General features: G+C 73.2%; 22 protein-coding genes. 13 read left to right on the forward strand and 9 right to left on the reverse strand.

From position 1 onward, the window contains the following. Positions 1–304: 304 nt before the first annotated feature. Entirely contained in the window at positions 305–1,150 is an 846-nt protein-coding gene (locus ACGF5T_RS29195) for an MBL fold metallo-hydrolase (protein ID WP_366767711.1), read from the forward strand. 8 nt (positions 1,151–1,158) lie between these two features. On the opposite strand, the gene ACGF5T_RS29200 is transcribed toward ACGF5T_RS29195, so the two are convergent. Continuing rightward, positions 1,159–2,247: a sulfite oxidase gene (locus ACGF5T_RS29200; protein WP_356610729.1), complete on the reverse strand. Its 1,089-nt coding sequence runs from the start codon at positions 2,245–2,247 to the stop codon at positions 1,159–1,161. 96 nt (positions 2,248–2,343) lie between these two features. Beyond that, a complete protein-coding gene (locus ACGF5T_RS29205) occupies positions 2,344–3,540 on the reverse strand; it encodes a PP2C family protein-serine/threonine phosphatase (protein WP_392889743.1) in 1,197 nt (398 codons plus the stop codon). Positions 3,541–3,883: 343 nt separating this feature from the next. Here ACGF5T_RS29205 and ACGF5T_RS29210 point away from each other — a divergent pair, with 343 nt between their 5' ends. The 4 genes from ACGF5T_RS29210 to ACGF5T_RS29225 all read left to right on the forward strand — a co-directional run bounded on the left by ACGF5T_RS29210 (position 3,884) and on the right by ACGF5T_RS29225 (position 6,986). Then, entirely contained in the window at positions 3,884–4,444 is a 561-nt protein-coding gene (locus tag ACGF5T_RS29210) for a hypothetical protein (protein WP_366767725.1), read from the forward strand. Then, positions 4,330–4,776 (forward strand): SPW repeat protein, encoded by a 447-nt coding sequence (locus ACGF5T_RS29215; RefSeq protein WP_366767713.1) that lies wholly within the window; start codon positions 4,330–4,332, stop codon positions 4,774–4,776. The genes ACGF5T_RS29210 and ACGF5T_RS29215 overlap by 115 nt, the downstream gene beginning before the upstream one ends. A gap of 138 nt (positions 4,777–4,914) precedes the next feature. Next, positions 4,915–6,627, forward strand: a complete 1,713-nt coding sequence (gene ctaD, locus ACGF5T_RS29220) for a cytochrome c oxidase subunit I (protein ID WP_356610726.1) — start codon at positions 4,915–4,917, stop codon at positions 6,625–6,627. Next, on the forward strand, positions 6,624–6,986 hold the full coding sequence (locus ACGF5T_RS29225; protein WP_356610725.1) for a hypothetical protein: 363 nt from the start codon (positions 6,624–6,626) through the stop codon (positions 6,984–6,986). The genes ctaD and ACGF5T_RS29225 overlap by 4 nt, the downstream gene beginning before the upstream one ends. 42 nt (positions 6,987–7,028) lie before the next feature. Here the strand turns inward: ACGF5T_RS29225 and ACGF5T_RS29230 are convergent, their stop codons facing one another. Together ACGF5T_RS29230 and ACGF5T_RS29235 are read right to left on the reverse strand one after the other, a co-directional pair. Further along, positions 7,029–7,919, reverse strand: a complete 891-nt coding sequence (locus ACGF5T_RS29230) for a glycoside hydrolase family 19 protein (protein ID WP_356610724.1) — start codon at positions 7,917–7,919, stop codon at positions 7,029–7,031. Positions 7,920–8,138: 219 nt separating this feature from the next. After that, the gene (locus ACGF5T_RS29235; RefSeq protein ID WP_356610723.1) at positions 8,139–9,461 is read right to left on the reverse strand and encodes an aldehyde dehydrogenase family protein; all 1,323 of its coding nucleotides are present in this window, start codon (positions 9,459–9,461) and stop codon (positions 8,139–8,141) included. Positions 9,462–9,633: 172 nt separating this feature from the next. Here ACGF5T_RS29235 and ACGF5T_RS29240 point away from each other — a divergent pair, with 172 nt between their 5' ends. Next, a complete protein-coding gene (locus ACGF5T_RS29240; RefSeq protein ID WP_356610722.1) occupies positions 9,634–10,692 on the forward strand; it encodes an acyl-CoA dehydrogenase family protein in 1,059 nt (352 codons plus the stop codon). Here the strand turns inward: ACGF5T_RS29240 and ACGF5T_RS29245 are convergent. The 4 genes from ACGF5T_RS29245 to ACGF5T_RS29260 all read right to left on the reverse strand — a co-directional run bounded on the left by ACGF5T_RS29245 (position 10,689) and on the right by ACGF5T_RS29260 (position 13,304). After that, the gene (locus ACGF5T_RS29245; protein ID WP_356610721.1) at positions 10,689–11,825 is read right to left on the reverse strand and encodes an LLM class flavin-dependent oxidoreductase; all 1,137 of its coding nucleotides are present in this window, start codon (positions 11,823–11,825) and stop codon (positions 10,689–10,691) included. The two genes, ACGF5T_RS29240 and ACGF5T_RS29245, sit on opposite strands and share 4 nt — an antisense overlap. A 139-nt stretch (positions 11,826–11,964) precedes the next feature. Beyond that, on the reverse strand, positions 11,965–12,528 hold the full coding sequence (ssuE, locus tag ACGF5T_RS29250; RefSeq protein ID WP_356610720.1) for an NADPH-dependent FMN reductase: 564 nt from the start codon (positions 12,526–12,528) through the stop codon (positions 11,965–11,967). 341 nt (positions 12,529–12,869) lie between these two features. Then, entirely contained in the window at positions 12,870–12,953 is an 84-nt protein-coding gene (locus ACGF5T_RS29255; RefSeq protein WP_356610804.1) for a putative leader peptide, read from the reverse strand. A 183-nt stretch (positions 12,954–13,136) separates the two neighbouring features. Further along, positions 13,137–13,304 carry a hypothetical protein gene (locus ACGF5T_RS29260; RefSeq protein WP_356610719.1) on the reverse strand — a complete coding sequence of 56 codons (168 nt, stop codon included), beginning with the start codon at positions 13,302–13,304 and terminating at the stop codon, positions 13,137–13,139. Between the two features lie 219 nt (positions 13,305–13,523). Here ACGF5T_RS29260 and ACGF5T_RS29265 point away from each other — a divergent pair, with 219 nt between their 5' ends. The 3 genes from ACGF5T_RS29265 to ACGF5T_RS29275 all read left to right on the forward strand — a co-directional run bounded on the left by ACGF5T_RS29265 (position 13,524) and on the right by ACGF5T_RS29275 (position 14,997). Then, complete coding sequence (locus ACGF5T_RS29265) at positions 13,524–13,964, forward strand: SPW repeat protein (RefSeq protein WP_356610718.1); 441 nt, start codon at positions 13,524–13,526, stop codon at positions 13,962–13,964. A 138-nt stretch (positions 13,965–14,102) separates the two neighbouring features. Continuing rightward, on the forward strand, positions 14,103–14,372 hold the full coding sequence (locus ACGF5T_RS29270) for a GlsB/YeaQ/YmgE family stress response membrane protein (protein WP_356610717.1): 270 nt from the start codon (positions 14,103–14,105) through the stop codon (positions 14,370–14,372). A gap of 130 nt (positions 14,373–14,502) precedes the next feature. Further along, positions 14,503–14,997 (forward strand): nucleoside deaminase, encoded by a 495-nt coding sequence (locus ACGF5T_RS29275; protein WP_356610716.1) that lies wholly within the window; start codon positions 14,503–14,505, stop codon positions 14,995–14,997. A gap of 142 nt (positions 14,998–15,139) precedes the next feature. Here the strand turns inward: ACGF5T_RS29275 and ACGF5T_RS29280 are convergent, their stop codons facing one another. Next, positions 15,140–15,859: a chaplin gene (locus tag ACGF5T_RS29280; protein ID WP_356610715.1), complete on the reverse strand. Its 720-nt coding sequence runs from the start codon at positions 15,857–15,859 to the stop codon at positions 15,140–15,142. A 273-nt stretch (positions 15,860–16,132) separates the two neighbouring features. Between ACGF5T_RS29280 and ACGF5T_RS29285 the strand changes: the two genes are divergently transcribed. The 4 genes from ACGF5T_RS29285 to ACGF5T_RS29300 all read left to right on the forward strand — a co-directional run bounded on the left by ACGF5T_RS29285 (position 16,133) and on the right by ACGF5T_RS29300 (position 21,683). Continuing rightward, on the forward strand, positions 16,133–17,755 hold the full coding sequence (locus ACGF5T_RS29285) for an alpha/beta hydrolase (protein WP_356610714.1): 1,623 nt from the start codon (positions 16,133–16,135) through the stop codon (positions 17,753–17,755). A gap of 100 nt (positions 17,756–17,855) precedes the next feature. Beyond that, on the forward strand, positions 17,856–18,950 hold the full coding sequence (locus ACGF5T_RS29290) for a chemotaxis protein (RefSeq protein ID WP_356610713.1): 1,095 nt from the start codon (positions 17,856–17,858) through the stop codon (positions 18,948–18,950). A 109-nt stretch (positions 18,951–19,059) separates the two neighbouring features. After that, positions 19,060–20,079: a Gfo/Idh/MocA family oxidoreductase gene (locus ACGF5T_RS29295; protein WP_366767714.1), complete on the forward strand. Its 1,020-nt coding sequence runs from the start codon at positions 19,060–19,062 to the stop codon at positions 20,077–20,079. 272 nt (positions 20,080–20,351) lie between these two features. Next, complete coding sequence (locus ACGF5T_RS29300; protein ID WP_366767715.1) at positions 20,352–21,683, forward strand: PAS domain-containing protein; 1,332 nt, start codon at positions 20,352–20,354, stop codon at positions 21,681–21,683. The last annotated feature ends 27 nt before the right edge of the window (positions 21,684–21,710 follow it).

Here is a 21,710-nt window from a genome sequence, read left to right on the forward strand (position 1 = left end):
CAGGTGGACGCGCGGATCGCGACCCGCCGGGCGGCGGGGCCGGCCCGTGACCGTGCCGGGGACGACGCCGCCCCGGACGTATCCGCCGTCCTGCGCCCGGAGCCTGGGCTGAGGGCCCGGGGGTGACGCGGTCGTGACGCGAGCCGGCACGATTCCGCCCGCACCGTGCCGCGCCCGCCCATGGGCGGTTCCCGGTCCGCGGCTCCGTGGCGGTGGGTGGGCGGCCGTGTGACGGGTACTCCGACCCGCATCCGCGACTCCGGTCCGCCGGGCCCGAGCGACCGCCTCCGGACAGGAAACCTCCATGGACCCGTCCCTCGACGACGACAGCCTGCGACTCCACTTCGTCGGCAACGCGACCCTGCTCCTGCAGTACCGCGATCTCAGTCTGCTCACCGACCCGAACTTCCTGCACCGGGGCGAGCGCGCCCATCTCGGGTACGGGCTGACGAGCCGGCGCCTGACCGAGCCCGCCCTGGACCCCGCGGACCTGCCGGAACTCGACGCGGTGGTCCTGTCCCATCTGCACGGCGACCACTGGGACAGACGCGCACGCCGGAGTCTGTCCCGGTCGCTCCCGATCGTCACCACTCCCCACGCCTCCCGGCGTCTGCAGGGAGTCCACGGTTTCCACCGGGCCGTGGGACTGCGTACCTGGCAGGAGGAGACGGTGCGGCGCGGCGGCACCCAGGTCCGGGTCACGGCCCTGCCGGGGCGGCACGCGGGCCACCCCGTCCTGCGCCGCCTGCTGCCGCCCGTCATGGGAAGTCTGCTGGAGTTCGGGCCGGCCGACGGGCCGCCGCGGCACCGCCTGTACATCTCCGGGGACACGATGCCCTTCGACGGCCTCGAAGAGATCGCGCGCCGCTTCCCCGGGCCGGACCTGGCGGTGCTGCACCTGGGCGGCACGACGCTGCCGGGCGGCTTCGTCGTCACCATGGACGGGCGCCAGGGCGCGGAGGTCGCCCGGCTCGTGCGCGCGCGGCTGGTCCTGCCCGTGCACTACGGCGACTACACCGTCTTCCGCTCGCCGATCGACGACTTCCTCGCCGAGGCCGACCGGGCGGGGCTGGCGGACCGCGTCGTGCACTGCCGCCACGGGCAGAGCGCCGTCCTGCCGCCGGGGGGCGGACCGCCCGTCGTCATGTGAGCGGGGCGTCACCCGCAGCGCACGCGAGCGCGGGGCCACGCGGTGTTGGCGTAGCCCTTCGGGTTCCACAGCTGCCGGGGCGACTCGGGCATCGCGGCGCCGGCCGAGTCCCATGCGCGGGCGACGATGTCCACGTCACCGCGGGGCAGGTCCAGGGTGGTGTGCCAGTGCTGCCACACCCACGGGCTCGCCGCCTCGCCGACGTCGGCCCGCTGCCAGGAGAGTCCGCCGTCGCGCGAGACGTCGACGCGGGCGACGGTGCGCCCCTCGCCGGCCAGGGCGTACCCGGCGACCCGCGCGGGGCCGTTGGGCAGGTGGGCGTGGTCGGCGGGGTGCAGGATGGCGCAGTTCAGGGTGAGGGGGCCGAGCGGGATGCCGTCCCCGTCGGGGGCGGCGGTGCCCGGGTCCGGGTCGCCCGGCAGCAGCCGGTAGGCGACGGCCTGGAAGTGGTTGTCCGAGGGGGTGCTCCGGACGGTGACGCGGGTCAGCCACTTGACGCTGCGGGCGCCGATCCAGCCCGGGACGACCGCGCGCAGGGGGGCTCCGTGCACCGGGGGCAGCGGAGCGTCGTTCATGGACCAGGCGAGCAGGACCTCCGGGCTCAGTGCCTTCGCCAGCGGGACGGAGCCGCCGTAGGGCTGCGGCGGATCGGCGAGCGGGGAGACGTCGGCCCCGGCGAGAGCGACGTGCGCGGCCCCGGCCCGGGGACGGGCCTCGGCCAGGACGTCGGCGAGCCGGATGCCGCGGAAGCGGGCGGTGGAGACGGCGCCCGCCCCCCACGGCGTCTCGCCCTGGATGTCCCGCACCTCGATCAGGCCGGCCCGCCGGTTGCCCGCGCACTGGAGGGTGACCTCGGCCTCGACGGGCTGCCACCGCGCGCGCAGGTCGTCCAGCGACAGGCTCAGGGGTCTGCCGACCAGTCCGTCCACCTCCAGCCTCCACAGCGCCGCATCCGCCGTGGGGACCGGGCCGTGGTTGCGGCCGTAGAAGGCGTCCACGGGCGTGACGTGGAACTCCAGCGCGGACCGGGGCGATTCGGCGTTGAACGGGTCACGCTCGTGCACGATCATGTCGTCCCGCTTGCCCCACAGGCTCATAAGTCCCGATTATCCGCTCGTGTCCCTCCGCACGCCCGGCGCGAGCGGCTACGGCCCGCCCGTCCGGTCCCGGTGGACACCCCGGTGGACCGCGCCCTACGGGACCAGCTCGTCCTGACGGCCGCTGCGCCACTCGGCGAGGAGCACGGTGGCGTCGTCGTCGAGCCTGCCGTCGTGGTGGGCCAGCACCGCGGCCATGAGCCGGCGCAGCGTCTCGTGCAGGGTGTGCCGGCCGGAGTGATGGCGCAGGACGAAGTCGATGAACCGGTCCCGGCCGAACTCCCTGCCCCCGGCATCGCGGGCCTCGACGATCCCGTCCGTGTACAGCAGCAGCCGGTCGCCGGGCTCCAGCTGGTCGGTGCACTCGGTGACGGGCAGGCGCAGGTCCACGCCCATCGGACCGGCGGGCCGGCACCGCAGCGCCGCGGTCCACCGGTTGCCCCGCAACAGGATCGGCAGGTGATGCCCCCGATTGATCCAGGTCAGCAGGCCGGTTCGCATGTTCAGCTCGGCCAGGACACCGGTGACGAACCGGCTGCCGCCGAACTGTTCGAGCAGCGTCCTCTCGACGTGCCGGCCGGTCTCGGTGAGCGACGCGCCCTGCCGCCGGGCGTTGCGGCAGGCGGCCACCGCGACGTTGGCGGTGATCCCGGCCGTGGTGTCGTGCCCCATGGCGTCGAACACAGCCAGGTGGAGGGTCTCGCCGGTCACGGCGTAGTCGTAGGCGTCGCCGCCCACCTGGTAGGCGGGCTCCATCACGGCGCCCACCGTCACGTCGTGCCCGGCGAAGGCGGGCGGCGGGGTCAGGTTCCACTGGAGCTCGGCGGCGACGTTCATCGGCTCGGTGCGCAGGAGACGGGCGTAGGAGTCGCTGAAGGAGCGCTTGCTGAGCAGCAGCAGGGCGGTCAGCGAGGCGAGATCGCGCAGAGAGAGGACGGCGGCCTCGTCCTCCCACCCGGTGTCCGCCCGCAGCACACCGAGGCGCTCGACGCCGTCGGTGATCGCGACCCACCAGCGGCGCCGGCCGCCGGCGCCGCGGTCCGCGTCGAGCTGCTGCTCGGGGAGCAGCTCCACACGCTGGTAGGCCTGGCCCGGCAGGGTCCCGTCGACGGTGAACCGTTCCCCGCCCGCCCCGGCGTCCGGCCCGGCTCCGGTGAGCCGGCGCAGGACCGTCTCGCGCAGGTCCACCAGGAACACGGCCGGGTCGTGGATGCCCGCCGGGGCCGCGTGCCGGGCGATCAGGGCAGGCAGCTCCTCCAGCGTGACGGTGTGGCTCTCCTGCATCAGCCGCATGAGCGACGCGCACGCGCTGTCCTTGGTCACGTCCGGCACCTTTCACCTGTACCGGCCCGGGTAACCATCCATGCCGGAAACCCACGTCCCGGACGGCCGGTGCGTGGTCCCGTCGGCCCGGGTACCCGCCCGAGGCGCGCCCGCCCGGGCGCACCTCGGGGATCACGCGGACGAAGAGGGATGACGAGACGGTGGGTGGAGCGAGCGGAACGGCCCTGGTCACGAGCGCGTCCTCCGGGATCGGCGCGGCGTACGCACGGCGGCCGGCGGCACGGGGCTGGGACACCGTCCTCGTGGCCAGGCGGGCGCAGCGTCTCGACGACCTCGCCCGGGACCGGCCGACCTGTCGGATCCGGGCGACCTCGCCCGGGTCGCGGAGCGGGCGGCTGGCGGCGACATCGGCTTCGTGCTCAACAACGCGGGGATCAACGGGTACGGCCCGTTCGCCGCCCTCGCCCCGGAGCTGCTGCGCAAGGTCCTCGACCTCAACGTCCTCGCCGTCACGGTGCCGGCGCGGGCCGCGGTACCGGCCATGCCGGCGCGCGTCCCGGCACCCTGGTCAACGGGGCCTCGCAGCCGGCCTTCGCGGGTGCCCTCCCGCCGGGTCCGCTGCCCGAGCGCGCGGTGTACGTCTTCGACCGGCTGCGCGACCTCGCATCCCACACCGCTCCCACGCCCGCCGGGCCCCGTCGGCGACCGCGGGTACGACCGCGGCCGCGGTCGCCGGCCTCCTCGTACGGCGCGTGGTCCGGCACCGCCTCCACCACCGATCTCCGTAGGGACCCCACGATGCCTCACGCTCTCTCATCCTCCGCCGCCCCCCGGGCGGACACCGACTCGACGACCCTTCTGGAGGCTGCGCGTCGGCAGATCGTCGGCCTCCTCCTTCTCCTGGTCTCCCTGACCCTGATGGTCTCCCCGTGGATCGTGGGCTACCCGGACAGCGCGAAGGACGCGCACCGCAACGAGATAGCCGTCGCCATCGCCGTCTTCCTGGTGGCCCTGGCCCGCTTCTTCCGCCGTCCCGGCCCGCGCTCCGACCTCTTCGTGCTGCTGCTGGGGGTGTGGCTGGCCGTCTCCCCCTGGGCACTGTCCGCGCAGAAGACGGCGGTGTTCGACGGCGCGGAGATCACCGACACCCTCGTCGGCTGTCTCTACGTCCTGCTGTCCCTGGTGTCGCTCGGCATGCTGCGACGCGTCCGCATCCGCCGGAACCGGGAGGCGGCGGACTCCTAGGGCCGGGTGCCGCACCGGGGCGGCTGACACCATCGCGTGAACCGATACGCCTTCATCCAGCGCGCCGGAGTGCATCCTGTGCGCTCTTACGGGAGTTTTATTGCCGAATGTCCCGTTGGACCGGATGCAAGGAAGCCGATGACTGCACAGGCGGAACCGACCACGCTGGTGCCGGTGGAGGGGCGGCGCGGCAAAGGACGGGTGGTCGTCTCCTGGCTGACGACCACCGACCACAAGAAGATCGGGCACCTCTACCTGATCACGTCGTTCGCGTTCTTCCTGATCGCGGGACTGCTGGCCATGGCGATCAGGGCGGAACTCGCCCGACCGGGACTGCAGTTCCTGTCGAACGAGCAGTACAACCAGTCGTTCACGATGCACGGCACCATCATGCTGCTGCTGTTCGCCACCCCGACCTTCGCCGGCTTCGCCAACGCGATCATGCCGCTGCAGATCGGCTCACCCGACGTCGCCTTCCCCCGGCTGAACATGCTGTCGTACTGGCTGTTCCTCTTCGGCGGGCTCATCGTCATGAGCAGCTTTCTCACGCCCCAGGGCGCCGCGGACTACGGCTGGACCGCCTACACACCGCTGAGCGGACCGATGCGCAGCGGCTACATCGGGGCCGACCTGTGGGTCATGGGGCTGGCACTGTCCGGGTTCGGCACCATCCTCGGGTCGGTCAACTTCATCACGACGATCATCTGCATGCGCGCGCCGGGCATGACCATGTTCCGGATGCCGATCTTCACGTGGAACGTGCTGCTCACGTCGGTGCTGGTCCTGCTGGCCTTCCCGGTCCTGGCGGCGGCCCTGCTGGTGCTGGAGGCGGACCGCCAGTTCGGCGCGCACGTCTTCGACGCGGAGGTCGGCGGCGCCGTGCTGTGGCAGCACCTGTTCTGGTTCTTCGGCCATCCCGAGGTCTACATCCTCGCCCTGCCGTTCTTCGGAGTGGTCACCGAGATCATCCCGGTCTTCGCCCGCAAGCCGATCTTCGGCTACATGGGGCTGGTCGGCGCCACCATCGCCATCACCGGCCTGTCCGCGACGGTGTGGGCGCACCACATGTTCGCCACCGGTGCCGTGCTGCTGCCGTTCTTCTCCTTCATGAGCTTCCTGATCGCGGTGCCGACCGGCGTGAAGTTCTTCAACTGGATCGGCACCATGTGGAAGGGCTCGCTGTCCTTCGAACCGCCGATGCTGTGGGCGGCCGGCTTCCTCGTCACCTTCCTCTTCGGCGGCCTGACCGGTGTCCTGCTGGCCTCGCCCCCGATCGACTTCCACGTCACCGACAGCTACTTCGTGGTGGCCCACTTCCACTACGTGCTCTTCGGCACGATCGTCTTCGCGATGTTCGCCGGCTTCAGCTTCTGGTGGCCGAAGATGACCGGCACCATGCTCGACACCCGGCTGGAGAAGGTCCACTTCTGGACCCTGTTCGTCGGCTTCCACACCACGTTCCTGGTGCAGCACTGGCTCGGCGCGGAAGGCATGCCGCGGCGGTACGCCGACTACCTGGCCGCCGACGGGTTCACCGCCCTGAACACCGTGTCCTCCATCGGCGCCTTCCTGCTCGGGCTGTCCACGCTGCCCTTCCTGTACAACGTCTGGAAGACGGCCCACCTGGGCAGGAAGATCGAGGTCGACGACCCGTGGGGCTACGGGCGCTCCCTGGAGTGGGCGACCTCCTGCCCGCCGCCGCGGCACAACTTCGTCACGCTCCCCCGCGTCCGTTCCGAGTCGCCGGCCTTCGACCTCCACCACCCTGAACTCGCCGGCCTCGACCAGGCGGAGAACACGGGGCAGCGGGACGCCCTGGACACCGCCGGGCACAAGGGCGACCGCTCGTGACCGGGGACGGTACGCGGGCGCGGGTCGCTCCGGTCGCCACGCAGGCCGAGGGCTACCTGCTGCTCCGGGCCGAACAGGAGCGGGCTCGGAGCGAGGCCGCCGCCCTGTGCGCCCGCCTCCCGTGGCTCACCGGTGGTCAGGCGGAGGACCTCACGCGGCACTACACCGCGCAGCGCCTCGACCTGACCCGGCGGATGCTGCGGTCCACGGCCCGGCGCGCCGACCAGCTGCGCGCCGAGTACGAGGCACGCTACCTCGCTCTGCGCCGCACCCTGCTCAGACGGCACGCCGCCGCGGCCTCCGCGACAGTGGCGGCCGCGGGCACGGTCGTCGCGGTCGCGTACCTGACGGCCCGGTAGGCGGGCTCGGCGGGCGTCACGGCGGGCCGCCCGCCGGCCGGCTCAGCAGTAGAGGTTGCCGCCCGGTGAGACACCGAGGATCTGGCTGAACTGCTGGTACTTGGTGACGCGGCTCTGGACCTGCGCGGGGTTCTTGCCGTCGCACTCCAGGGAGCCGTTGATGGAGCGGATGGTCTGGCCGAAGCCGGCGCCGTTCACCATCGCGTTGTGCGGGGTCATGCTCCCGGGCCCGGACTGGGTGTTCCAGTACCACAGGGCCGTCTTCCAGGCGACGGCCGCGTCGTTCTGCACCAGCCAGGGGTTGCCCAGCAGGTCGATGCCCAACGCGTCGCCCGCGGCCTTGTAGTTGAAGTTCCAGCTGAGCTGGATCGGCCCGCGCCCGTAGTAGGCGGCCTGTCCGGCGGGGCAGCCGTAGGGCTGGCCCCAGTCGCAGTAGTGCGGGTAGTTCGCGGTGTTCTGCTCGACGACGTGGACGAGTCCGCCGGTCTCGTGGCTGACGTTGGCGAGGAAGGCCGCCGCCTCCTGCTTCTTGGTGGCGTCGCCGCCGGTGTTGGCGAACCCGGGGTAGGCGCTGAGCGCGGCGGTGAGGCCGCGGTAGGTGTAGAAGGAGTTCCGGCCCGGGAACATCTGGTTGAACTGGGCCTCGCTCACGACGAAGGTGCCGACCGGCGTCCCGGGGCCGTTGTCACAGGCGTACGGCTCCCAGTACCAGGTGCTGATGATCGGGTCGTAGCCCGGGTTGGCGTGCTCGGCGATGTACGCCTTGCCGTCGGTGTAGCGGACGATGTCGCCCGCGTTGTACGACCTGCCGGCCGTCCAGCTCGGGTAGCTCGAGCAGGCGGCGGCCGACGCCTCGGCGGCGGGCAGGAGCACGGGCACGGCTCCGGCGAGGGCGAGTGCGGTCACCAGTGCGGATATACGGCGCCTCGACACGGGTCTGCCTCCTTCGGCGGGGCACGGCCGCTCCCGTACGAGGACAGGGAGGAGCGGAGCCTTGTGCGCGCGTGCCGGTCGGACCGGCCACGGCGTGGGGGCGGCCGTGGTGGGGGGTGTGGAGGCACACTCAACCGCGTTGGTCTGTACCAGTCAAGGGTGTAGACCAGTTCAACCCGGCCGAGGGGCGGCCGGGTTGGCGTGGGCGGCCTGACGCGGTCAGGCCAGCGGCTTCTTCAGCACGGCCTTGCGGTGGCTGAAGGTCTCGAGGGACCAGCGCCCGTGGTAGCTGCCCATGCCGCTCTCCCCCACCCCGCCGAAGGGCAGGTCGGAGACGGTGAGATGGGCGAGCGGCAGCCCGTGGCCGAGGCCGCCGGAGGAGGTCTCGGCGGCGAACCGCTCCCGGGTCCCGTCGGACGCGCTGAAGACGTAGAGGGCCAGCGGCTTGTCCCGGTCGTTGACGAACGCGATCGCCTCGTCCAGGCCGGACACGGTGACGATCGGCAGGATCGGCCCGAAGATCTCCTCGCGCATCACCGGCGCGTCGGGGGCGACGTCGGCGAGGACGGTCGGCGCGATGTACTTCCGCGCCCGCTCGCTGTCGCCGCCGACGACCACCCGGCCGGAGTCCAGCAGACCGGCCAGCCGGTCGAAGTGGCGCTCGTTCACGATGCGCGCGTACTCCGCCGACCCGGCGGGGTCGGTTCCGTACAGTGCCTCGACGGCGCGTACCAGCGCGGGCTCCAGCGCGGCGGCGGTCTCCGGGTCGGTCAGGACGTAGTCGGGGGCCACGCAGGTCTGGCCCGCGTTCAGGAACTTGCCGCCGGCCAGCCGGGCGGCGACGACGTCGAGGTCGGCGTCGCGGTCGACGAACGCCGGGGACTTGCCGCCCAGTTCGAGGGTGACCGGCGTGAGGTGCTCGGCGGCGGCGCGCATGACGATCCGGCCGACCGTGCCGTTGCCGGTGTAGAAGATGTGGTCGAAGCGCTCGGCGAGCAGCGCCGTCGTCTCCGGGACCCCGCCCTCCACCACGGCCACGGCCTCGTCGTCCAGGTACTCCGGCAGCAGCCGGGCCAGTACGGCGGAGGTGGCCGGCGCCAGCTCGCTGGGCTTGGCCACCACGGCGTTGCCCGCGGCCAGGGCGCCGGCGACCGGGGCGAGCAGAAGCTGCACCGGGTAGTTCCAGGGCGCGATGACGAGGACGACGCCCAGCGGGTCGTACTGCGTCCAGGCGGTGGCGTCGGCACCGAGGTGGGCCGGGACGGGGGCGGGCTCGGGGCGCAACCAGTCGGTGAGGTGGTCGAGGGTGTGGTCGATCTCGCGCACGGTGAAGCCGATCTCCGTCCGCTGGGCCTCGGCCGCGCTCTTGCCGAGGTCCGCGTGGAGCGCGGCCTCCAGCTCCGGGCCCTGCTCCGTCAGCAGGGCGCGCAACCGGCGCAGCTGGGCGGTGCGCCACTCGACGGGCTTGGTGCGGCCGGTGCGGAAGGTGGCGCGCAGCCGGGACGCGACCTCGGCGGGCCGCTCGGGGGCGGAGTGGTTCACGATGTGCCTCGCAGGTGGGGGGAAGACGGTCGCCGGACAGTAGATGCAATAACCAACCTTTCACATCGAGAAATAATTCCCACCCCGGCGACCCGCCACTGAGCCTCCCCCCGCGAAGCCTCTCCCCCGTGGCGCCCTCGTCACGGGACGCCCTGATCGCGAGAATCGCCGCATGACCACCACCACACCCCATCCGCTCGTCGCCGAGGCCCGTCGGCTCGCGGACGGCCTGCTCGCCCCCTCCGCACAGCACGTGGACCAGGACGTCGTGCCCGCGAGCCACATCGACGCGGTACGGCGCTCGGGGCTGCTGGGCGTGAGCGCTCCCGAGGAGTACGGCGGGGCGGGCGCCCCGGACCCGGTGGCCCGGGAGGTCGCGGAGATCCTGGCCGGGGCGTGCTGTTCCACCTGGTTCGTGCAGACCCAGCACCACACACCGGTCCGGTTGCTGGCGAAGGCGGAGCCCGGGCTCCCCGCCCGGGAACGCCTGCTGCGGCCGCTGGCGACCGGCGGACTTCTGGCCGGCATCGCCTACGCCCACGTCCGCTCCGTCGCCCGCACCCCGGTGCGGGCCGCCGCCGAGCGGGGCGGCGTGCGCTTCGACGGCACCGTGCCCTGGTACACCGGCTGGGGCCTGAACGACGTGATGCTGCTCGCGGGCGTGACCGAGGCGGACGAGGTCGTCTTCGCCTTCGTCGACGCCCGTGAGCAGCCGGGACTGCGTCCGTCGCCGCCCCTGCGGCTCGCGGCGCTGACGGCCTCCCGCACGGTCTCCGTGGAGCTGGACGCCCTGTGGGTGCCGCGGGAGGCCGTGGTGCTGCGCACGCCCCGGGAGGCGTTCGCCCGGGTCGACCTGCCCCGCAGCGCCAACACCTCGCCCGCCGTCTTCGGCGTCGCCCGTGCCGCGCTGGACCTGCTCGGCGACTCCCCGGACGAGCGGAGGACCGCCGACGTACTGCGTGCCCGGCTCGACGAGCTGCGCACGCGGGCGTACGCCCTCGCGGACCGTCCCGACCCCCACGAGCACGTCGAGGAACGGCTGGCCCTGCGCACCCGGGCGTACGACCTCCTGCGGGCGGCCACCACGGCGGCGGTCGTCAGCGGCGGCGGACGCGCCACGAGCCTGGACAGCCCCGCCCAGCGGCTCGCCCGGGAGGGGATGTTCCTGCTGGTGCAGGGCCAGACGGCGCCGGTGCGCGCGGCCCATCTGGCCGCGCTGGCCGGCCTCTAGACGGCGACCGGCACCGGGGCCTCCGCCTCCGCCCGCGCGGGATGACGCCACAGGCCCCGTGCGGCGAGGCGGGGCAGGACGCCCTCGCCGAACCAGTAGGCCTCCTCCAGGTGCGGGTACCCGGAGAGGACGAACTCGTCGATGCCGAGCGTGTGGTACTCCGCGATCCGGTCGGCGACCTCCTCGTGGCTGCCGACCAGGGCGGTGCCCGCGCCGCCGCGCACCAGGCCGATGCCCGCCCACAGGTTGGGGTGGATCTCCAGGTCGTCGCGAACCCCGTGGTGCAGGGCGAGCATCCGCCGCTGCCCCTCCGACTCGCTGCGGGCGAGGCCGGCCTGCACGGCCCGTACGGTCTCGGGGTCGAAGCCGTCGAGGAGCCGGTGCGCCTCCGTCCAGGCCGCCTCCGCGGTGTCCCGCGTGATCACGTGCAGCCGGATGCCGAAGCGCAGGGTACGGCCCTGCTCCGCGGCGAGCCCGCGCATCCAGGCGATCTTGGCGGCGACCTGCGCGGGCGGTTCGCCCCAGGTCAGGTACACGTCCACGTGCCGGGCGGCGACCTGTCCGGCGGCGGGCGAGGAGCCGCCGAAGTACACCTCGGGCACGGGGTCGGGCGTCCGGACCAGCTGCGCCTCCTCGACCTGGAGGTGCCGGCCGCGGAGGTTCACCGTGCCGCCTTCCCACAACTCCCTGACGACCTGCAGGAACTCGCCGGTGCGGCGGTAGCGGGCGTCCTTGTCCAGGAAGTCGCCGTAGGCCCGCTGTTCGCGGCTCTCACCGCCCGTGACGACGTTCAGCAGGAGCCGTCCGCCGGTCTGCCGCTGGAAGGTGGACGCCATCTGCGCCGCGAGCGTGGGCGAGAGCAGGCCAGGCCGGAAGGCGACGAGGAACTTCAGGCGCTCGGTCGCCTGGGAGACCATGGCGGTGGTCAGCCACGCGTCCTCGCACCAGGCGCCGGTGGGCGTGAGCGCGCCGACGAAGCCGAGATCCTCGGCGGCACGGGCGATCTGGCTCAGATAGGCCACCGTCGGCGGCCGGTTGCGCCCCGAGTCGGTGGCGGGGGCGCCGTGGCCACCGCCGACGACGTCGCGGCTGTCGCCGCTGGTGGGCAGGAACCAGTGGAAGGTGAGGGACACGGGGATCTCCTTCGAGGACGCGGTGCACGACGGAGGGTCGCTGCACTGCGGTGGGGTGGGTGCACGACGGACGGGCAGCGCACGGCGAACGGCGTCCGAGCGGACGGCGGTGTACGGGCGGCGGTGGGCGGCCCGCTGCTCACCCGGTCGCGGCCAGCACGGGGCGGTCGAAGCGGGTGCCGAGGGCCGTCGAGAACTGGTCGACCACGTGGGCGAGGGCCTCTTCCGCGCCCTCGGCCAGCGCGACCGTCCCGTCCTCCCGGCGCGTGATGTCCCGGTCGAGGGTGAACCAGCCCTGCACGATGTGCGCCGCGCCCATGGAGTTCAGCACCGGGCGGAGCGCGTAGTCGATCGCCAGGACGTGGGCGGTGGTGCCCCCGGTGGCGAGCGGCAGCACCGTCTTGCCGGTGAGGGCGTACTGCGGGAGGAGATCCAGGAGGGCCTTCAACACCCCGGAGTAGGACGCCTTGTAGACGGGCGTGCCGATGACGACACCCTCGGCGCGGGCGAACAGCGCGGTGGCCTCGATGATCGCCGGGTGCGCGAAGTCCGCGCCGAGCAGGGCCTCGGCGGGAACGGTGCGCACGTCGAGCGGAAGGACCTCGTGGCCCTGCGCGGCCAGCCGGTCGTCGAGGTGGCGCAGCAGCCCGCTGGTGCGCGAGGAGGCGGAGGGGCTGCCGGAGACGGACAGGACGGTGGCCATGGTTCCTCTTTTCGGGTGGGCGGACGCGCGGCGCTCCCGGCCGGATCTCCCCTGCCGCGCGGACACGAGGAATCCGGCGGTGCGCGACCACCGGTGGGGAGTACGACGAGGGGGTGGGGGGAAGCGGAGCGGCACACGGGACGGCCGCGGGCGGGACAGCGGCACCGGAGGACCGCCCGGCGCACGGCACCGTGGCACTCCGAACAGCCGCACGCGCGACGGACGGTGGCGGAACAGGGCGTGAACGAGCCCCCGAGGCACCGGGATCGGCACCGCGTTCTCAGGCGCGGGACGGGCCCGCGGTCACGTACGCCGGGTCCGAGCGGCGGCTCGGCGAGAGGTCAGACCGCGGTGCGACAGACGGCGCTCGAGACGCGCGCGAGGTCGACGTGGCGTCGCCGCGTGAGGTCCGGTCGCGTGGTCATAGCGGTGATCGTGGCAGCCGTCGTCGACGAGGGTCAACGGGAAACGGCCCGGTCTCGGATCGCGGACCGGATTTCACACGGGCGTGACACAAGGGCCTCTCCTCGCGCGGACCGACAATGCGGCCCCACATGCGTGCGGTGCGGGCGCCACCACGCCCGCACCGCACCGTCTCCGGCCCTGGTTCAGTCCTCGTCGCGCCCCGGAACGACCACCAGGAAGGCGTCCGACTTCAGATCCATCACGACGGTCGCGGCCTCACCCTGGTCCCGACGTCGCGCGGCGTACTCTTCCGCCGGCCACGATCCGCGCGGCGACCCCGCCGGAAAACGCTCCAACACCTTCGCACCCATAGCCGCGGCCACCTCCGCTGTCCCTCTGTCCGTTCGTGCTCCCTCACCACAGCGCCTGCCCGCGATCCGCGTGGACATGTCCGGTCCGCCCCTCGCCCCACGCCGCCCACGCCCCCCACGACTACACATAAGGGCGAAATAAGAGCACACTGAACATATGAGGCGCTACCGCTCGCCGCACAGGACGCGGTGAGCCCGGTAAGGCAAAGGAGACGACTCATGGCCAACGTCTCGCACACCCGAGGTGACATCACCAGCCATCCCGACGCACCGGAGATGCAGCAACGCTACGACCGCATGCTGGGCGGCCGCGACGTGGCACTCGTGGACGGGCCGGTGTTCCTGCTCGGCCTGTACTGTGCCGTGTCCCCGTGGATAGTCCACTTCACCACGAGCCAGCCCGCACTGGTGGCCCACAACCTGATCATAGGTATCGCCATCGGCCTGCTGGCCCTCGGATTCACCCGCGCTCCGGAACGCATGTACGGCCTCAGCGGGGCGATGTGCGCGATGGGGATCTGGATGATCATCTCGCCGTGGATCGTGGGTACGAACCCGGATGCCGGCGTCATCTGGAACAACCTCATCATCGGCGCCCTGACCCTGGCCCTGGGGACGGTGTGCGCCGCTACGGCGGCGAAGAGCATGCGCAAGCCCTAGACGGCACCGGAAGGGAACAGCACGGGCCGGCCCGCCCCCGCGGACCGGCCCGCGCGCGCCCCGGGCCCCGAGACGGACTGCGACCGCCCACAGAGGGCATACGCACTCCTGCGGGGGCCTTGACAAGAAGGGGCGGACATGGAGATAGACGGAATCATCAGTGCCATCGTCATCGGGATCGTCGTCGGCATCCTGGGTCGACTCGTCGTCCCGGGCCGCCAGCGCATCGGGATCCTGTGGACGATCCTCGTCGGCATCGCGGCCGCGCTCATCGGCTCGGGCATCGCGTCGGCCTTCGACGTGGCCGACACGGACGGGGTCGACTGGGTCGAGTGGCTCATCCAGATCGGACTGGCCGCGGTCGGCGTGGCCGCGCTGGACCGCTCGCGCAGCCGTACCCGACGCTGAGGTTCGACTCCGCGGAGGCAGGGGCCCAAGCCTCCGGCACCCGCTCGCAACGGGACGTCAGGACGACGTGGCGCCGGGTGAACCCGGGCGGGCTTCGGGTGAGGATCACATCGTCGAGAGGAACCGAGCCATGGCCGTGGAGGACGCCGAACTGCCGCATCTGCGCCGTTGCGTGGAGCTGGCGGCCGAGGCACTGGAAGCCGGTGACGAGCCGTTCGGGTCGGTCCTGGTCGGCGCGGACGGCACGGTGCTGGCCGAGGACCGCAACCGCGTGGCCTCGGGCGACCGCACCCAGCACCCGGAGTTCGCACTCGCCCGCTGGGCCGCCGCGCACCTCACGCCCGAAGAGCGGGCCGCCGCCACGGTGTACACGTCCGGGGAGCACTGTCCGATGTGCGCCGCCGCCCACGCCTGGGTGGGACTCGGCCGCATCGTGTACGTCGCCTCGTCGGAGCAGCTCCGGGGCTGGCTGGCCGAGCTGGGGGCCGCGGCCGCGCCGGTGCGGGCGCTGCCGGTGCACGAGGTGGCGCCCGGCGTGACCGTGGAGGGACCGGTGCGCGAACTGTCCGCGGAGATCCACGCACTGCACCGCCGCTTCCACGAAGGGCCTTCAGGGCCGGCCTGAGGGCGGCGGCCGAAGCGAGGTCACCGGGCCGGGCGGAGACGCGCGACGACGCGTCCGCCCGGCGGCACGTGTCCGCCCGGCGGAGCGGCATGTCCCGGCTGCACCCTGCCCGGTGGCACCCCGGGACGACCGTCCGCGAGGGTCAGCCCCCGGCCTGCGGTCGGAAACGCCGGTAGAGGACGGTTCCGCCCAGGAGCAGCGCGGCGCCACCCGCGAGTGCGGGCAGGGTCTGGTCCGTGCCGGTGTGGGCGAGGGACGCCGACGACCGCGGCGGGACGGAGTGTGGGGACGGCTGCGGCGGGACCCGCTCCTCCTCCGGTACGGACGGCTCGGGCTCGGATTCCGCGGGAGGCCGCTCGGTCTCGGGACGGTCGGTCTCGGGGCGGTCGCCGGGGGTGTTCCGCGACTCGTTGCCGACGGCCGGGTTGCCGATGCCGACCACGTTGACGCTGTTGCCGCTCACGTTCACCGGGAGGTCGACCGGGAGCTGCACGCCGTTGCCGGAGAGCACGCCCGGGGAGTCCTTCCCGGCGCCCTCGGCGACCGCGCCGCCGCCCGTGCCGGACGCCCCGCCGCCCGCGGAGGCCCCCTGGCGGGCCGTGCCGCCCCCGCCTCCGTTGGCGCAGGTGTTGCCCGCGGCCGGATTCAGGAGCCCGACCACGTTCACGGTGTTGCCGCACACGTTGACCGGCACGTCCACCGGGAGCTGGACGGTGTTGCCCGAGATCAGCCCGGGCGAGCCGACCGCGGTACCGTCCGCGGCGGCACCGCCGGACGCGAACGCGGCGTGCGTCGGCAGCGTCACCGCCAGCGCACCGGAGGCGGCGAGGGCGAACACACCGTTTCGGGTGACCCTTCTCATGAGGTTCCCTGCCTTTCAGACATGGTCACGGGCACTCGCCCGCACCGGTTGACCCGCACCGGTTAAAACGCGACCGCACCATCCGAGTTATGGCTTATAGGCCTTTCACCCCATCGAGTGGCCGTTTCATCGAACGAGCGGCAAAGCGTCCGCACGCCCGCCGCGGCGCCCGGCTCCCCGGCGGCATCGCCCGGAGGCGCCGCGCCGGGGCCCCGCTTATGGTGAGCGAGGGCGTCGACCACCGGTCCGCGACGGGGCGCCCGGGAGGCATCGATGCAGGCCAAGCTGTCGAATCGGCCCACGGCCCGGCGCCGCGCGGTCACCGGAGCGCTCGGGCTGGCCCTGCTGGGTGCCGGGCTGCCCGCCGCGACGGCGACCGCGGACGACGCCGCACCCGGCCCGGCCCGGTTCCACGACCAGAAGGTCACCTGGTCGGCGTGCGAGGGCATGGACGTCCCGAAGGACCTGCAATGCGGAAAGGTCACCGTCCCCCTGGACCACGACCGGCCCGAGGCGGAGACGCTCGATCTGGCCCTCGCCCGCTACCCGGCGACGACCGACCACCCGCGCGGTTCGGTCCTGATCAACTTCGGCGGGCCGGGCGGCTCGGGCGTCAGTGAGTTCGCCAGCGGCGGCGGCAAGGAGTTCATGCACCTCACCAACGACTACGACGTCGTGACCTTCGACCCCCGCGGCGTCGGCCGCTCCTCCCCGGTGACCTGCGGGCCGGCCACGGTGGACATCATCGAGGCGACGGACGGGAACAAGACGCTCACCGACCCCGAGGACGTGCTCGGACGCCTGCGGGACGCGGCCGCCGAGTGCGCGCAGCACTCCGGTCCCGTACTGCGGCACATAGGCACGGTCGACGCGGCGCGGGACCTGGACGTCATGCGCCGGGCACTCGGCGACGACCGGCTCAACTACCTGGGCTTCTCCTACGGGACCCGGCTGGGCGCGGTCTACGCCGCCCAGTTCCCGGACAAGGTCGGCCGGGTGGTGCTCGACGGCGTCGACACCCTGACGGAACCGCTGACCGAGCAGGGACTGGCCGGCGCGCGGGGACAGCAGACGGCGCTGGAGAACTTCCTCGACTGGTGCGTGCAGGACATCGCGTGCCCGTTCGGGCAGGACGCCCGGAGCGCCCGCCGCCAGGTCGAACAGGTCATCGCCTCGCTCGACGCGGACCCCGTCCCGACGGGCTTCGGCGAGCCCTTCTCCGGACAGGACATGGTCGGTGCCGTCGGTCAGGCGCTGTACAGCGAGGAGTTGTGGCCCTCCTTGCAGCGGGCGCTCGCCCAGCTCATGGAGGACGGCGACACCCGCGGCCTGGAGGGTTTCGTGTCCGGTGGTGTCACCTTCCCGGTCCGGGCTCCGGAACCGGCGCGGGGCCGGGAGCGGGCCGGCGGCGGCCTCACCGACCAGGAGGACGTCCCCCTGGACAACCTGCCGGCCGCCCTCATGGCGATCAACTGCGCGGACGATCCCGACCGCCCCACCGCCGAGCAGGTCGCCGGGTCCCTGGGCCGGCTGCGCGCACGGTACGAGGAGGCCTCGCCCGTCTTCGGCCGCTACCGGCTCACCCAGGTGCTGATGTGCCACGGCCGCCCCAAGGGCACCGACTACATCCGGGACGACGTGAAGGACCTCGACACGGCCAGGATGCTGCTCGTGGGCACCCGGGGCGACCCGGCCACGCCGTACCGCTGGACCGTGGAGACCGCCGAGCGGCTCGGGGCGCCGGCCGTGGTCCTCGACAACAAGGGCGAGGGACACACCGGTTACGCCTCCTCCGAGTGCGTGCACCGCAAGGTCGACGACTTCCTGCTGTACGGCTCCCTGCCGGCCGACGGCAGCTCCTGCGGCTCCGAGACCCCCCGGAGCGAGGACGACTGAGCCGGCCGCGGTCGGTGGCGCCACGGGCCGCGAGGCCGGCACGGGCCGGCGTGGATCGCCCCCGAATGCCCGATACGTCCATCGGTCCTATCGTGCTGTCATGGAGCACGATCTGAGTCCCGCCACCCTCGCCGAGCTTCGGCGCCCCCGCCCCTACCCGGCCGTGTCCGTGCTGACGCCGACCCACCGCCGTGAACCGGACAACGCCCAGGATTCCGTCCGGCTGCGCAACGTGGTCGCCGAGGCCAAGAAACAGCTGGAGGACGATCCGGCGGTCACCCGCGAACGGCGCATGGAGGTGTCCCGGGAACTGGACCGGGCCCTCGCCGAAGTCGATCTGACCCATGCCGAGGACGGCCTGGCGATCTTCGCCGCTCCGGGCGAGCACCAGGTCTGGACGCTCGCCCGTTCCGTCCCGGAGCGCGTGGTCCTCGCGGACACGTTCCTGACCCGCAACCTGGTGGCCGCGCAGGCCGCCGAACGGCCGTTCTGGGTGCTGTCGGTCGCGGCCGACCGCGTCACGCTGTGGAGCGGCGGCGCGGACCGGGTCGTCGAGGACCGCACCGGCGGCTTCCCGATGGACCGGCCGCCGCTGGACTTCGACCCCGAACGCCAGGAGCGGATCGGCGACTCGCCGAGCACCTTCCGCGACGAGACCACCCGCCGGTTCCTGCGCGACGCCGACGCCGCGATGGGCAGGGTCCTGCGCGCGCATCCCCGGCCGCTGTACATCACCGGTCCGCAGCCCGCGCTGTCCCTGCTGGAGGAGACCGGGAGCACCGTGCGGGAGGCGGTGCTGGTGCCGCACGGAGGTCTCGCGCACGGCACGGCCGAGGCCGTGCGGCAGGCGGTGCAGCCAGTCCTGGAGGACGAGGCGCACGGTCACGTCGAGGCGGTGGCCAGGGAACTGGAGGCGGCCCGCGGGCGCAAGGACTTCGCCGCCGGCGTGGACGAGCTGTGGGAGAGCGCGCACACCGGCCGGGTCCGGCTGCTGGCCGTCGAGGAGAACTTCAAGGTGACGATGCGCGACGACGGGGAGCACCTGCTCCCCGCGGACGACGGCGACCTCGACGCCCGCGAGGACATCGTGGACGAGATCGTCGAGCAATGTCTGGAGACCGGCGCCGAGGTCCGCTTCGTACCGGACGGCGCGCTCGGGGAGGCGGAGGGCATCGCGGGGGTGCTGCGGTACTGACCCGCCGTACCCCGGGGGCCCGCTCCTCTCGACCACCATGAAACCCTGTCCGCCGGACACGTGTCCGCCCTCGCGGGTACGCGGCGGACGGGGAAGGAGTCGACGGAGCGTGAGCGAACTTCTGGGTGTGGCGGTCCTGGGCGCCGGGCACATGGGCGCCGACCACGTACGACGCCTCGACCGGGTGGTGAGCGGCGCCCGGGTCGCCGCGGTGGCCGACCCCGACGCCGACCGGGCGAAGGAGGCCGTCGCCGGGATGGACGGCGTGGCCGTGCGCACCACCGCGCAGGCCGCGCTGGACGCACCGGGTGTCGAGGCCGTCCTGATCGCCTCGCCCGGCGAGGCGCACGAGGAGGCTCTGCTGGCCGCCTTCGCCCGCGGGCTGCCGGTGCTGTGCGAGAAGCCGATGGTGCCGGACTCCGCGGGCGCGCTGAGGGTGGTGGAGGCGGAGGCGCGAGGGGGCCGGCGGCTGGCGCAGATCGGCTTCATGCGGCGCTACGACACCGAGTACCGGCAGCTGAAGTCGCTGCTGGACGGCGGGCGGCTGGGCCGGCCCCTGATGCTGCACTGCGTCCACCGCAACGTGTCCTCCCCGCCGCACTTCACGTCCGCGATGCTGGTCACCAGCTCCGTCTCGCACGAGATCGACGCGGCCCGCTGGCTGCTCGGTCAGGAACTGACCGCGGTGTCCGTGCTCCGGCCGCGCCCCTCGGCGGGCGCGCCCACGGGACTGCTCGACCCGCAGTTCGTGCTCTTCGAGACCGAGCGGGGCGCCCTGGTCGACGTGGAGATCTTCGTCAACTGCGGCTTCGGCTACGAGGTGCGCTGCGAGGCCGTCTGCGAGTCGGGCAGCGCCCGGATCGGGGAGGCGCACGGCATGCTGGTGACGGCCGCGGGCGCCGCTCGTGAAGAGGTGCCGCAGGACTACCTCGTACGGTTCGCGGACGCCTATGACCGCCAGGTGCAGGCCTGGGTCGACGCCACCCGGCGGGGACGGGTCACCGGCCCGGACGCCTGGGACGGGTACGCCGCCTCCGTGGCCGCCGAGGCCGGTGCACGCTCCCTGGAGACGGGCACGCGCACCCCGGTCGTCCTGGCGCCCCGCCCGGCCCTGTACGACCGGTCATAGAACAAGGGTTCACCGAACATCAGGGCGACGACTCCGCCACCTGCCGAGGCCCGTCAAGTTCCGTAGGACTTCTACGACTTGAGCCTCCGCCCGCCTACCCCGCCGACGTGCCGAAGTCGCTCCGGGAAGACCGTGGCATATGCCTGAAGCACCACCGTATCGTGTGTTGCCGAATCCCTTACGGGGCGTCGCGGGCTGTGCAACAGTCGTAACGGTCCTTCCGCCAGCCTCGGTCCCGCCTTGGTCGTACCGTCTGCACATCGGAGTGCGTCATGTCGTCCCCTCTCTCCGCGGACCATCCAGCCGCCCAGCCATCAGGACACGGCTCGGTGGAAGCCCTGATATCGCTGACACGGCGGCTCCGGGGCGACGTGGACGCGGTACGGCGGGACAGCCGGGGCGACGGGACGGACCCGCGCGGACGCTGGCAGCGTGCCCTCTACGACCTGGCGCTGCACCAGCTCAGCGATCTGGACGAGCACCTGGCGCAACTGCGGGACGGCCCGGCGCCCGCCCTCCGGCCCGGTTCCCTGCTCAGCCGGGTCGGCAGCGCGGAGTGGAACCTGCTGACCGACGAGGCCGAGTGGTCCGGGGAACTCTTCCAGATCTTCGGCCGCGATCCGGCGACCGCTCCGCTCAGTCTCGACGAACTCCCTTCCCTGGTGGTCGCCGACGACCGGCCGAAACTGACCGCCATGGTCACCGGTTGCCTCGTCGACGGCCGGCCCATCGACGGCGAGTTCCGCGTGGTGCGGCCCGACGGCACCGTACGCACCGTGCACATGATGGGCGAGCCCGTGCTCGACGCCGACGGCAGCACCGCCTCGATGTGGGCGGTGCTGCGCGACGTCAGCGAGCTGCGCCGCAGTCAGCGGGCGGTGAGCGAGACCCGTGACTCGCTCCGGCACCGTCCCCTGCCGGCGGCCGGCGAGCCACGGGCCGCGGTCGAACCGCGGGACGCCGTGCTGCCACCCTGGCACGGCATCCTGCGGTTCCCGCGCGAGGGCCGGCCCGGCCTGGACCTGGCCGCCGGGTACCTGCCGTCCCGTGCCCACGCGCCCCGGAGCGGCGCCTGGTACGACGCGTGCGCGCTCACCGGCGACGACACCCTGCTCAGCGTCGGCGCACTCGCCGGGCCGGACATCGCCGGGGCCCAGACCCCGGCGATGGTCATCAGCGCGCTGCGCGGCCTGTCGATGGCCGGCTCGCCGCCCGCCCACCTGCCGGACCTCCTCGACCGGTTACTCGACCGCGGCGCCCTGCCCCCCGTGCGCGAGGCCCTGTTCTGCGGATACCGGCCCGGGACCCGCACCCTGACCTGGGCGCACACCGGCCGAGCCACCCCCCTGCTGGTCCGTGACGGGACGGTGCGGGCGACAGCCGAGCGGCAGGCGGTGCCCCTCCGCGCCGGCGACCTGGTCCTCCTGCACACCGGTGGGCTCGCCGAGGAGGACGAGCATCGCCTCCTCGCGCTGACCCTCCGTCTGGCAGGGGTGTGTTCCGCCCAGGACGGCGTACGGATCGTGACGGAGGTGCTCGCCGCGACCGCCGCGTCCGGCAGCCGGGGTGACACCTGCGTGCTGGTCGCCCGGGTGACGGTCTAGGGAGCACGGCTGAGCGGCGCGGTCACC

This window comes from Streptomyces sp. NPDC047853 (assembly GCF_043204535.1).
GTDB lineage: Bacteria > Actinomycetota > Actinomycetes > Streptomycetales > Streptomycetaceae > Streptomyces.